Origin of the sequence: Pseudomonas sp. DY-1, assembly GCF_003626975.1 — a bacterium.
In the GTDB taxonomy this organism is placed as follows: domain Bacteria; phylum Pseudomonadota; class Gammaproteobacteria; order Pseudomonadales; family Pseudomonadaceae; genus Metapseudomonas.
In genome coordinates this window covers 2088387-2100808 of sequence record NZ_CP032616.1, presented here as the reverse complement: position 1 = coordinate 2100808, position 12422 = coordinate 2088387, and the positions used below count along the sequence as shown (strand labels likewise).

Below are 12422 nucleotides of genomic sequence, written 5' to 3'. Positions count from 1 at the left end.
GTGCTTGAGACGGTGGCCCAGGATCAAAAAGCGAAGATTTTATCTAGAGAGTCTCTGTTCGTATTCTTCCCTTATATTCTCGTTCTTGGGAATATCCAGATATGGTTCGGTACCAGTTCACTAACGGTGCCGTTTGCACTGATTGCTGTACTGCCATTGATGATGCTTTCGTTTCTCAGGGGAGGAGATTCCCGGTCAATTCTGTTTCTGTTGATATATGGTTTCCTTTTCTTCCTGGGGCTGCTTTCTTCGGCTTATAACCCCCAGAGTTCCTGGGGGCGGCATCTGGCGAGCTTGATTCCAGTCTTTACCGGTGGTGCAGTGCTACTGTGTTTCAAGGATGTAGCCTATAATCGGAAACTGGAGGCATCTATTCGAAACGCGGGCCTGCTCCTTGGTTTCTTGGTGTGGTGCAAGTTTTTCTATGGCGCTCTCTATGTCTATATGACAGACGGCGGGTTTTATGAGCTGAAATCTCATTTGAGCCTACCCTTGGGAAATTCCAATTTTCTTGCAGTCTATCTCCTGTTCTTCTTGGCTTTCACCGTAGGAAAAGGCCAGGTTTGGAGTTCGCTGTTTATTTTGCTTGCAGTCTTCATGACGATGTCCCGGTTTGGGACGATGTTTTCCATTTTCACAATACTGCTCGCCTGTGCTGCCGGCCGCTTTACTGTGTCGGCAGTGCTATGGCCCCTGGCCCTGGTCTGTTTTTCTGTTTTTCTATTGATCATGTTGAATATAGGCGAAGCGCTTGCGCTTTTGAGAGAAGGATATTTCCCTTCTCTTCTCGCGAGGGCCGAGTTGTGGGAGCAAGGTAAAAACCTAGTCCAGGTTTCTCCGGTTCTTGGAGCTGGGCCAGGAGGGTTTACAACCCATCTGGACTCAATCGCGTGGCCTAGGCAGGAGTGGGGGAGTCACAACTGGATCCTGTCTGTCTGGGTGGAATACGGCGTAACCGGATTCTTGCTGTACCTCTTCATGATCTCTATGTTTTTTCTGCAAGCGCCAGTCAAGGAACGAGTACTTGGCAAAAGGATCAAGCTTGGTATTGCCATAACCTTGCTGTTTGGTCTGTTTGAGAACGTTGTTGGCATATCCTCCTACGAAGCGCTCTTTGCGTTTTCAATTTGTGTTCTTCTTAGCTTGCAGCGCCTCGATCTGAAGCCGGGAGTAGTGAATAGGGACTCATTATGAGTCAGATGAGACTGTCTCTGCTCGCAAGTCTCGCTGGGAAAATCATCTACGCCGTCTCGAACTTCCTGGCTTTCCCTATCTATACAAAAATCCTGGGGATGGAGTCAGTTGGTCTCATCGGCTTCTTCGTCATGCTGCAAATGATATTCATGGCGCTGGATGGCGGAATGACAAGTGCATTCACCAGAAGGCTGTCGAGCATGAAGAGATTTCGTGAGCATGCTCCCTTCCGTTACCTTGTATTGCTGAGTTCTTCTCTCGCGGCCCACTTCGTGATCTTTGCCTCCATTGGCATTCTTTTTGGTGGCGGCGTCTACCTTTTTGCTACGGAGATATCAGAAAAGTGGTTGATTGTTCATGGGCTTGAGTTTGGTCTGGTTGTCGCCTGTGTCGAGTGGATGGGGATATTGATATTCCTAGGTTTCGTCTCTCTGATACTGCAAGCATATTTAGTAGCACGCGAGATGCTCGTTGTACATAGCGTCTTGTTTTCCCTGTACTCAATCTCAAGAACACTTGGAATCGTCTTGTACATTTATGTGTTTGAGGTGACTTCGGCGAAGTTGGACCTGTTTTTCGGGGCTCAATTTATGGTCTGCCTCGTTTATGTTTTTGCGCTGGTCATTGTTTGTGCACGATTCAGCAAGGGAGAGTTTCTACTCAAGCCTTCATTTTTATCGGTATTCCGTGATGGCCGATTCTCCCTGGGGGTTTTTCTTGTTTCAATTTCGTCCATTGCGGTTATTCAGGTTGATAAGCTTTATTTGAGTAAGATGATTGATCTGACTGGCTATGGGTACTATACGCTTGCCACCAGTCTTGCAAGTCTTCCCTACATTGTTTCCTCGGCTATGTATCCAGTGATCTATCCGAGGTTTTCTGCGTTGGTGAGCAGTGGCGAGCATTCTCGTATTCTCAAAATCTATACTGCTAGCTCTTGTGTGTTGGTAATAACCCTTCAGCTGGCCTCCATGTTTATCTGGTATCACTCTTCAGTCCTCCTGGAGGTGTTTTTCGCTGTGGAGGTGGTTTCTCATGTCACTCCCTTGCTACCGCAGTTGTTCCTCGGTACTGCAATTCAGTCATTATTGATAGTTCCATTTTCGCTTCAATTGGCTCATGGCTGGACCTGGTTTTCGTTGAAATTGAATCTTGCACTTGCTCCTGTCATGTTCGCGTCGCTGATCTATCTGGTTGATCGTTACGGTCTGGTTGGGGCTGCTTGGGTTTGGTTTGGTTATAATGTCCTATCTTTCCTGGCGACCAATATCTATGTGCTGTCCCGATTGAAGTACATTAAATCTGCGGCACGTGTCATGTGTCTGGCTGTGCTAAGTTGCTTGCTGGCCTTCTTTCTGTTTGACTTGGCCTACGCTCAGTTTTCATCGATGCTATCTGATGTCGAATCGCTTCTGGTTCTATTTACTGCGGCGGTACTCCTGATGTTTTCTCAGTTTTTCATCTTCAGAAAGTCCTTGGCGGGTTTCAATTGAATAATCCATGTGAAGTGGTTGGTGCTCGGGTTATCAATTTGATCAGAGATGCTCGGCAAACTGGAGGAGGAATCACGCAAGCGGTATTGCCATTGCACCGCGAGTTGCTACGCAGTCGTGTAAATTCGCTTTTGCTTGTAGGGGTTCCACCGGAGAACCCGCCAGAAAACACCATAAGTATTGGTGCGCGCGCGGAGTTGCTGCGGCAAGGGGTTGCTGGCCCTGCAGCGGATAGCATTGCCCATGTTCATGGCTTATGGACGCCATTCGAGTGGCGCGCGAGCAAGTTCTTTCTTGATCGATCCGTTCCCTTGATCATCAGTCCCCACGGAATGCTGGAGCCCTGGGCAATGGCTCACAAGAAGCTGAAGAAGATGGCTGCCTGGCATCTCTACCAGCGGCGCATCTTGTCCCGGTGCAAGCTGCTGGTGGTCAACTCCGAGCGCGAGCTGGGGAGTATTCGACGATTAGGTGTGTCCAATCCCGTGGCGGTCATAGAAAACGGGGTTGATGTGCCGGCAAACATTGATTTCAGCAGGGTCGATGGTGCTCGCGAAAAGATCGTGCTGTTCCTCTCCCGTCTTGCGCCTGTGAAGGGGATCAATGATCTACTGACAGCGTGGTCGCGAATAGTTAATAAGAATGGATTTCAATTGCATCTGTACGGCAATGCCGAGCCAGGATACGAGGCGAAAGTACGGGCCTGTATTCGTCAGCTATCCCTGGAATCCAGTGTGCGGGTGATGGGGCCGGTCTACGGCGAGAGCAAGTGGCAAGTCTATCGATCTGCCGACATTTTCGTTTTGCCGTCATATAGCGAGAATTTCGGCATTGTAGTTGCGGAGGCAATGCTCTCTGGCCTTCCGGTGATCACCACGGATGCGACTCCTTGGGGGCATCTGCAGGAGCGGGGATATGGCTGGATAGTCAAGAATGACAGCGCTCGGTTGGCCGACACGCTGTCCTGGGCGATGGAGCTGCCCGAGGCACGCAAACGGGAGATGGGAGAGGCTGCCAGTCAGTTTGCTTTGGCACAGTACTCATGGAAAAATATAGGCCGAAAATATCTGGACGCCTATGAGTGGGTGACGGGGCAAGGTAAAACTCCAGATTTCATTGATATTTGACGGTCCTGATATGAAGCAAATTGCCCCTAGTGTAAAGGGGCATATTTGTATTTGGATCCTTGCTTTAATAAGAATTCGATTGGTCGTGTCTGATTATTATTTGCGCCTGTCTGGTGTGTGTCGACAAGGATTGTAGCTCAGGGCTTCTTAATGAAAATACTCATCGTGACTCAGTACTTTTGGCCTGAGTTTTTTATAATAAATGCATTGAGCCTGAAGCTCGCTGAGCAAGGTTGCGAAGTCACCGTCGCAACTGGAAAACCCAATTACCCGGATGGCCAGGTATTTTCCGGGTACACGGAAGAAGGGGTGCAGCGGGAGGACTGGAAAGGCCTCGAGATCATCAGGGTGCCGTTGCGTACAAGGCGTGCGGGCGGCGGCCTGAATCTTTTCCTGAACTACTGCTCGTTTATGATTTCCGGCATCAGGCATTTGCCAGGTTTACTGAGTGGGCGTCAATTCGATGTCACCATAGTGTTTGCGCCGTCGCCATTGACCTCAGCTGTTCCTGCTATTTTTCTTAAGTCTCGTACGAAGTCGCATTTGGCAATCTGGGTCCAGGACCTTTGGCCAGAAAGTCTTTCGGCTACTGGTTTCATAAAGAACAAGTTCATTCTAGCATTGGCCTCTCTGGGTGTGCGCTGGATATATTCCAGGGCGGACACCCTGCTGGTTCAGTCAAAGGCATTTATCGCGCCTGTCGCCAAGTACTCCAAGGCATCCAAGATTGTCTACTATCCCAACTCGATCGATGATGGGGAGATCCATTCTTCGGCCACTGACGAACTGCCCGCTGAGCTGGTCAGGGACTTGGAGGGAAATTTCTGCGTTGTTTTCGCTGGGAATATCGGCAAGGCGCAATCCATCGAGACTCTAATCGCCGCCGCAGGGCGCCTTCAGCACTTGGAGAAATTCAAACTGGTGCTGGTCGGCAGTGGCAGTATGTCCGCTTTCGTGGTGGAAGAAGTCGCGCGTTTGGGATTAACCAATGTGGTGGTTGCCGGGCGATTTCCAATCTCGCAGATGGAGCACATCTATTCGCGGGCTTCCGCGCTGATCGTCTCATTGCGCTATGAAGAAATTCTCTCTTATACGATTCCAGGAAAAGTGCAAGCCTATCTGGCATCAGGCAAGCCAATCATTGCCTGTATGAATGGTGAGGGTGCGCGGGTTGTTCTCGAGTCTGGGGCCGGTTTGGCCTGCGCTGCAGAGGACCCCAATCAATTGGCTGAAACAATTGAAAAGCTCTACACCATGCCAGCCGAGTTTTTGGCCGAGATGGGCAGAAACGGGCGTCACTATTTCCTTGAAAACTTCGAAATGGCCCACCAGGCCAAGAATCTCATCAATATCCTGGCCTCTCGTGCCGGCAAGGGCTGATTTCTAATGAAGATACTGATTCTGGGTGTCACCGGTATGCTCGGTAGTGCCACGTTCAAGGTGCTGTCCAAGAGTGGTCAGCACGATGTATATGGCACGCTTCGCTCGGCCGCAGGCAAGAGAAACTTCGATGAAAACTTTCATCAGCATCTGATCGAGGGCGTGGATGTTCTGGATCAGGATGCTCTTGCCCGGGTGCTTGCCTTCGTAAGGCCGGAGGTGGTGATCAATTGCGTCGGGCTGATCAAGCAACTGTCAGATGCCAAAGATCCCCTGTCTGCATTGCCTATCAATGCAATGCTTCCGCATCGCCTGGCGAACCTGTGCGCGCTCATCGACGCACGGCTAGTGCATATCAGTACTGATTGCGTCTTCTCGGGAACGAAGGGAATGTATCTCGAGTCTGATGTTTCTGATGCGGAAGATCTATATGGCAAGTCCAAATATATTGGCGAAGTACACGACCGGCCTAATGTTATTACCCTCAGGACGTCAATCATCGGCCATGAACTGAACTCCAACTACTCGCTGGTGGATTGGTTCCTTAGTCAGGAAGGAAGTGTAAAGGGTTTTCGACAGGCGGTCTTTTCCGGGCTTCCGACCGTGGTCTTGGCTGACGTGATCCAGCGTTACGTGTTGCCTGACTCGAGCTTGAGTGGGCTCTATCATGTGTCGGCTGAGCCGATTGACAAGTATACTTTGTTGACTTTTATTTCAGAGGTCTACGGCAAGCAAATTGCCATCATTCCAGATGAAAAGCTGAAGATAGATCGCTCCTTGGACTCTTCTCGCTTTCGGGCAGCCACGGGGTTCGAACCGCCGGCTTGGCGTGAGCTTATTCGTACGATGTTCGAACAGTACTGACTGGGAAATTTAATAATGTTTGATGACAAGATCCTACTTATCACTGGCGGCACTGGTTCCTTCGGCAATACAGTGCTGCGGCGTTTTCTGGATACCAACGTAAAAGAGATTCGGGTATTCAGCCGCGACGAAAAGAAACAAGAAGACATGCGCATTGCCCTTGCCAATGACAAGGTCAAGTTTTATATCGGTGATGTGCGGGACTGCGATAGCCTCGCCCAGGCTATGATTGGTGTCGATTATATATTCCACGCAGCGGCACTCAAGCAAGTTCCTTCCTGTGAGTTCTACCCGATGGAAGCGGTTAGAACCAATGTGCTTGGTACCGAAAATGTGTTGAACGCCGCAATTGCTTCCGGCGTGAAGCGCGTCGTCGTGTTGAGCACGGACAAGGCCGTATACCCGATCAATGCGATGGGGATCTCCAAGGCAATGGCCGAAAAACTGGTCGTTGCAAAGTCCCGGATGATTCCCGGTGGCGGGCCAGTCATTTGTTCGACTCGTTATGGCAACGTCATGGCGTCGCGTGGTTCTGTCATTCCCCTTTTCGTTTCGCAGATCAGGAACTCGGAGCCGCTAACTGTGACGGACCCGAACATGACGCGTTTCCTGATGTCCCTGGAGGACTCCGTCGATCTCGTCCTGCACGCTTTCGAGCACGCGCTGCAAGGCGACATCTTCGTCCAGAAGGCGCCAGCTGCAACGGTTGCCGACCTTGCGACCGCCCTCAAGAAGCTTTTCTCCAGCGACTCGGCGATCAAGGTCATTGGCACGCGCCATGGAGAGAAGCTTTATGAGTCGCTGATCTCCCGCGAAGAAATGGCAAAGGCGGAGGACATGGGGCGCTACTATCGAATTCCTGCCGATAACAGGGATCTCAACTACAAGAAGTACTTCGTGGAAGGTGAGGCCGAGATATCTGCGCTCGATGACTATACCTCTCACAATACCGAGCGTCTGACTGTCGAAGAAATCTGCGAGGTTCTTCTCAAGCTCGATTATATCCAGGATGAGTTGAATGCTTAAAGTAATGACCCTGGTTGGCACACGGCCCGAACTGATTAAGGTCAGCAGGGTCATTGCGGAACTCGATCAACACGTCAATCATGTTCTTGTGCATTCCGGCCAGAATTATGATTATGAATTGAACCAGGTGTTCTTCGACGACTTGTCGATCCGACGCCCCGATCATTTTCTCGGCGTGACGGGCGAGACTGCAGCCAAGGCAATTGGTGACGTTATTTCCAAGGCGGATGACGTCCTGCAATTGGAAAAGCCGGATGCCCTTCTGCTGTATGGCGACACCAATACCTGCCTGGCGGTAATTGCGGCCAAGCGTAGAAAGATTCCCGTTTTTCATATGGAAGCGGGAAATCGCTGCTTCGACCAACGTGTTCCGGAAGAGTTGAATCGCAAGGTGCTGGACCACCTTAGCGACATCAACATGGTTCTTACCGAACATGCACGCCGCTATCTGATCGCAGAAGGAATTCGTCCCGAGACCATTATCAAGACTGGGTCGCACATGGAGGAAGTGCTCGATCATTACATGCCGCGCATCGTTGCCTCCGATGTGTTGGCCCGCGAGGGGCTGGAAGAAGGCAAGTTCTTTCTCGTTAGTACTCATCGCGAGGAAAATGTCGATTCCATCGAGAACTTGCAGGACCTGTTGAGTACGTTGAGAGCGCTCGCCGAGACCTATCAGTTTCCAGTGGTGGTTTCCACGCACCCGCGTACTCGGAAACGCCTGGAGGCTCTGGAGGACGGCTTCGATCACCCGCTGGTCCGCTTCGTCAAGCCTTACGGATTCCTCGACTACATCAAGCTTCAGATGTCCGCGCTTTGTGTCCTGTCCGATAGCGGGACCATTACCGAGGAAGCGTCGCTGCTGGGTTTGCCTGCCATAACCATCCGCAATGCCCATGAACGGCCTGAAGGCATGGACGAGGGTACGCTGATCATGAGCGGACTGAAGACCGAGCGCGTGCTGGATGCGGTGCGTGTCGTGACCCGGCAGCAGGCCCAAGGGCAATGGAAAGTTCCCGTCGTCCGCGATTATCAGGGCGGGGCGGTTTCAAAGCAGGTTCTGCGGATAGTCCTGAGTTACACCGACTACATCAATAGAACCGTTTGGGCGAAACCCTGACGGAGCTTGGGCAGTAATATGCGTATCTTATTGACTGGAGCCTCCGGCTTCATCGGTTCTGCGCTGTTGGCGCGCATCTGCAAAGCCGGCAACTTCCAGCTGACAGTCGCGACGCGACGGGCTCTTCCAGGGTTGTCGCCCGACGTAAAGTCGGAGCTGGTATCGTCCCTGGATGCCGAGGCAGATTGGCGCGCGGCCTTGAGCGGCGTTGATGTCGTCATCCACACGGCTGCTCGCGTCCATGTCATGAACGAGTGTTCGGACGATCCCCTGTCCGAGTTCCGCAAGACGAATGTGGAAGGAACCTTGCGCCTGGCTTCTCAAGCAGCTGCAGCTGGCGTTCGGCGATTCATCTTCGTGAGTTCGATCAAGGTGAACGGCGAGATGACCTCCACGAGTGCTCCTTTCTTGGTCGATGCAACGCCGGCGCCTGCCGACCCCTACGGGGTTTCCAAGATGGAAGCGGAGCAGGCCTTGCGGTCGCTCGCCGCGGAGAGTGGTATGGAGGTTGTCATCATTCGTCCGCCGCTGGTGTATGGCCCGGGGGTGCGCGCCAATTTCCTGAATATGATGCGCTGGTTGTACAAGGGCGTGCCCCTGCCGCTCGGGGCCATCAACAACCGGCGTAGCCTCGTCGCCCTGGACAACCTCACGGATCTGATCCTGACCTGTGCCGAGCATCCTGCTGCCGCAAACCAGACGTTCCTGGTCAGCGACGGGGAAGATCTCTCCACCACGCAGTTGCTTCGGCGTATGGGCAATGCACTGGGGACTCCAGCCCGTTTGCTGCCCGTACCGGAACGTCTGTTGGATGTCGCTGCTCGCGTACTAGGTCGCAAGGCGCTATCGCAAAGGCTATGCGGGTCGCTGCAGGTCGATATCAGCAAGACTCGCGAGCTGCTTAACTGGTCCCCGCCGGTCAGCGTCGATCAGGCACTGGATAAAACCGCCAAGTATTTTCTGGATAATCAAGTCAAATGACCGCCTGGTGGTTGTTGCCAGTAGTTGCTGGCGTAGCGCTCTTCATGACCGGCGTTCTGCGTCGGTATGCCCTTTCCCGCAGCCTGCTGGACATCCCTAACGCCCGCAGCTCGCATGCGGTGCCCACTCCCCGTGGAGGAGGGGTGTCCATTGTGCTCGCCTTCCTGGCGACACTGCCACTCCTCGGGGTCATGGCTGTCCTGTCCTGGCCGGTGGTGTTCGCGCTGCTGGGCGCGGGGGCGCTGGTAGCGATGGTGGGATTTCTCGATGACCATGGGCACATTCCTGCTCGCTGGCGGTTGTTGGGGCATTTTTCCGCCGCCGCCTGGGCGTTGTGGTGGTTCGGAGGGCTTCCAAAGGTTGTTGTCTTTGGCGCCTTGGTCGATTTGGGTTGGTTCGGGAACATCCTGGCGGCGATCTATCTCGTATGGCTCCTGAATCTCTACAACTTCATGGATGGAATCGATGGTATCGCTGCCGTCGAGGCCATCTGCATCTGCCTGGGGGGGGCGTTGCTCTATTGGTTGAAGGGACAGGAGGCGCTCGTCGTGGTGCCGCTGATGCTCGGCTTGGCGACGGCCGGTTTCCTGTACTGGAATTTCCCGCCGGCGCGAATCTTCATGGGCGACGCTGGTAGCGGATTCCTGGGGATTTCCTTGGGTCTACTCTCCATTCATGCGGCCTGGGTTTCTCCCGAGTTGCTGTGGAGCTGGATTGTCCTGCTCGGTGTTTTCGTGGTGGACTCCACCTGGACTTTGCTGCGTCGTTTGCTGCGTGGGGATAGGGTTTATGAAGCTCATCGGAGCCATGCCTATCAGTACGCGGCACGCAAGTTCGGCAGGCACCTCCCCGTGACCCTGGCGGTGGCGGCAATCAATCTGTTCTGGCTGCTGCCCCTGGCATTGTGGGTCGCAGTCGGAGGAGGGGAGGGTCTCGTGGCGGTGGTGCTGGCGTACCTGCCGATCCTCGCACTGGCCATCCGATTCAAGGCGGGGAAACAGGAATGAGATTCGTAGCGATGCGTCAGGGCTCTCGATCGGTGACGATTTCTTCCGTGGCGTAGGAGCTCGTGGCGGGCAATTCACTGCGGGTGCTTCGCCAAGCTGATGCCTGTGGAGCATGAGAGTTGGGTCGAGGGTTTGTTTGGTCAAGCGCTCTGATAGAGCCGGAGTACTGGAAGGGATGACAGATAAGCTGCGTGTATGGTTGTTAGGTTTGCCGCGCCGATATAAGCGGTTGCTGCAGGTGGCTACCGACATCGTTCTGGTATACGGCGCTCTGTGGCTGGCTTTTATCGTCAGGCTGGGCGTCGACGAACTTATAGAGCCCGTCATTCGACATACGTGGCTGTTCCTGGTTGCCCCGATTATCGCGATTCCGATATTCGTCAAGTTCGGTATGTACCGAGCGGTCATGCGATATTTCGGCAACGATGCCCTGATTGCCATTTTCAAGGCGGTAACGCTCTCGGCCCTGGTGCTGGCCCTGATCGTCTACTGGTATCGCGACGCTACGGCGGTGGTGCCGCGTTCTATCGTGTTCAATTACTGGTGGCTGAGCCTGGTGCTGATCGGCGGTCTGCGTTTGGGCATGCGTCATTACTTCATGGGGGACTGGTACGTCGCGGCGCAGCAGATCCCGTTCGTCAGCAAGGTCGGAGGCCTGCCGAAGGTCGCCATCTATGGTGCGGGTGCTGCGGGCAATCAACTTGTCGCCGCGTTGCGGTTGGGGCGGGTCATGCGCCCCGTGGCATTCATCGACGATGACGACAGCATCGCGACTCGGGTAATCGCGGGGTTGCAGGTCTTCAAACCGAAACACATCCGCCAGATGATCGACCAGACCGGGGCTGAAGAGGTTCTGCTGGCGATTCCGTCGGTCTCGCGCGCCAGGCGCCGGGAAATCCTCAGTACACTGGAAGGTTTTCCCCTCCATGTGCGCAGTATTCCCGGCTTCATGGACCTGGCCAGTGGGCGGGTGAAAGTCGACGACATTCAGGAAGTGGACATTGCCGACCTGCTTGGGCGAGATGCGGTACCGCCGCGGCAGGAGCTGCTTGAGCGCTGCATTCGCGGGAATGTCGTGATGGTCACCGGTGCCGGTGGATCCATTGGATCCGAGCTCTGCCGGCAGATCCTCGGTTCTGGCCCCAGAACGCTTCTGCTGTTCGAGCATAGCGAATTCAACCTCTACAACATCCAGATCGAGCTCGAGAGACGTCTCCTGCGCGAGTCGCTGAATATCAAGCTGGTCCCGATCTTAGGATCGGTCCGTAATCTGGGGCGTCTTGTCGATGTCATGCGGACGTGGAAGGTAGATACGGTCTACCATGCGGCTGCCTATAAGCATGTCCCCATGGTTGAGCACAACGTGGCCGAAGGTGTGCTCAACAACGTAATGGGTACGCTGTACACCGCTCAGGCCGCAGTTCAGGCTGGAGTGGAAAATTTTGTGTTGATCTCGACGGACAAGGCAGTCCGGCCGACCAATGTAATGGGTAGCACCAAGCGTCTCTCCGAAATGGTCCTGCAGGCGCTCAGCGGCGAGTCGGCGCCCGTGCTCTTTGGTGACAGCGGCGCGGTTCACCGGGTTAACAAGACTCGGTTCACCATGGTGCGCTTCGGCAATGTGCTGGGGTCTTCCGGTTCGGTAATTCCGCTGTTTCGCGAGCAGATCAAGCGCGGCGGGCCGGTTACTGTTACGCATCCCAATATCACGCGCTATTTCATGACCATCCCGGAAGCTGCCCAGCTGGTGATCCAGGCGGGATCAATGGGGCAGGGGGGGGATGTCTTCGTGTTGGATATGGGGCAGCCCGTAAAGATTGCTGAGCTCGCGGAGAAAATGATTCATCTGTCCGGCCTGACGGTTCGGTCCGACAGAAGCCCCAGCGGCGATATCGCAATCGAGTTTACTGGTCTTAGACCTGGCGAGAAGCTTTACGAAGAGTTGCTCATTGGAGACAACGTCAGCCCGACCGATCACCCGATGATCATGCGAGCGAATGAGGAGCATCTTCCCTGGGAGGCCTTCAAGCGTGTGCTCACTGAGCTCTTCGCTGCCGTTGAGGCCGATGACTACGTTCGTGTACGCCAACTCCTACGCGAAACTGTCAACGGTTACACCCCTGAAGAGGAAATCGTTGACTGGATCCATCAGCAGCGGCGAATTGAGCCTTCTAACTCCAGGCATTAGTTTGTGTCGGGCGGTTTATGGATGTACCGCCCTTCCCCTTAC

At 53.8% G+C, this 12422-nt stretch carries 10 protein-coding genes; all 10 read left to right on the top strand.

What is annotated here, in order from left to right:
• The 10 genes from D6Z43_RS10130 to D6Z43_RS10085 all read left to right on the top strand — a co-directional run bounded on the left by D6Z43_RS10130 (window position 1) and on the right by D6Z43_RS10085 (window position 12380).
• Window positions 1-1194 (top strand): O-antigen ligase, encoded by a 1194-nt coding sequence (locus tag D6Z43_RS10130; protein ID WP_120651808.1) that lies wholly within the window; start codon window positions 1-3, stop codon window positions 1192-1194.
• The gene (locus D6Z43_RS10125; protein ID WP_120651807.1) at window positions 1191-2687 is read left to right on the top strand and encodes a hypothetical protein; all 1497 of its coding nucleotides are present in this window, start codon (window positions 1191-1193) and stop codon (window positions 2685-2687) included. Before D6Z43_RS10130 ends, D6Z43_RS10125 begins: the two co-directional genes overlap by 4 nt.
• Before the next feature lie 14 nt (window positions 2688-2701).
• The gene (locus D6Z43_RS10120) at window positions 2702-3814 is read left to right on the top strand and encodes a glycosyltransferase (RefSeq protein ID WP_256661033.1); all 1113 of its coding nucleotides are present in this window, start codon (window positions 2702-2704) and stop codon (window positions 3812-3814) included.
• 150 nt (window positions 3815-3964) lie between these two features.
• Entirely contained in the window at window positions 3965-5194 is a 1230-nt protein-coding gene (locus tag D6Z43_RS10115) for a glycosyltransferase family 4 protein (protein ID WP_120651805.1), read from the top strand.
• A 6-nt stretch (window positions 5195-5200) separates the two neighbouring features.
• The gene (locus D6Z43_RS10110) at window positions 5201-6058 is read left to right on the top strand and encodes an SDR family oxidoreductase (protein WP_120651804.1); all 858 of its coding nucleotides are present in this window, start codon (window positions 5201-5203) and stop codon (window positions 6056-6058) included.
• A 15-nt stretch (window positions 6059-6073) separates the two neighbouring features.
• Window positions 6074-7084 (top strand): polysaccharide biosynthesis protein, encoded by a 1011-nt coding sequence (locus tag D6Z43_RS10105; RefSeq protein WP_120651803.1) that lies wholly within the window; start codon window positions 6074-6076, stop codon window positions 7082-7084.
• Complete coding sequence (gene wecB, locus D6Z43_RS10100; RefSeq protein WP_120651802.1) at window positions 7077-8204, top strand: non-hydrolyzing UDP-N-acetylglucosamine 2-epimerase; 1128 nt, start codon at window positions 7077-7079, stop codon at window positions 8202-8204. Before D6Z43_RS10105 ends, wecB begins: the two co-directional genes overlap by 8 nt.
• A gap of 18 nt (window positions 8205-8222) precedes the next feature.
• Window positions 8223-9185 (top strand): SDR family oxidoreductase, encoded by a 963-nt coding sequence (locus tag D6Z43_RS10095; RefSeq protein WP_120651801.1) that lies wholly within the window; start codon window positions 8223-8225, stop codon window positions 9183-9185.
• Entirely contained in the window at window positions 9182-10192 is a 1011-nt protein-coding gene (locus D6Z43_RS10090; RefSeq protein WP_120651800.1) for a glycosyltransferase family 4 protein, read from the top strand. Before D6Z43_RS10095 ends, D6Z43_RS10090 begins: the two co-directional genes overlap by 4 nt.
• A gap of 175 nt (window positions 10193-10367) precedes the next feature.
• Window positions 10368-12380 (top strand): nucleoside-diphosphate sugar epimerase/dehydratase, encoded by a 2013-nt coding sequence (locus D6Z43_RS10085; protein ID WP_120651799.1) that lies wholly within the window; start codon window positions 10368-10370, stop codon window positions 12378-12380.
• Window positions 12381-12422 lie beyond the last annotated feature (42 nt).

Bases quoted from the DNA above. Each gene is read 5' to 3' on its own strand.
- D6Z43_RS10090 (WP_120651800.1), top strand. From the start codon at position 9,182: ATGACCGCCTGGTGGTTGTTGCCAGTAGTTGCTGGCGTAGCGCTCTTC.
- D6Z43_RS10110 (WP_120651804.1), top strand. From the start codon at position 5,201: ATGAAGATACTGATTCTGGGTGTCACCGGTATGCTCGGTAGTGCCACG.
- D6Z43_RS10085 (WP_120651799.1), top strand. From the start codon at position 10,368: ATGACAGATAAGCTGCGTGTATGGTTGTTAGGTTTGCCGCGCCGATAT.
- D6Z43_RS10115 (WP_120651805.1), top strand. From the start codon at position 3,965: ATGAAAATACTCATCGTGACTCAGTACTTTTGGCCTGAGTTTTTTATA.
- D6Z43_RS10105 (WP_120651803.1), top strand. From the start codon at position 6,074: ATGTTTGATGACAAGATCCTACTTATCACTGGCGGCACTGGTTCCTTC.
- D6Z43_RS10095 (WP_120651801.1), top strand. From the start codon at position 8,223: ATGCGTATCTTATTGACTGGAGCCTCCGGCTTCATCGGTTCTGCGCTG.
- D6Z43_RS10125 (WP_120651807.1), top strand. From the start codon at position 1,191: ATGAGTCAGATGAGACTGTCTCTGCTCGCAAGTCTCGCTGGGAAAATC.
- wecB (WP_120651802.1), top strand. From the start codon at position 7,077: ATGCTTAAAGTAATGACCCTGGTTGGCACACGGCCCGAACTGATTAAG.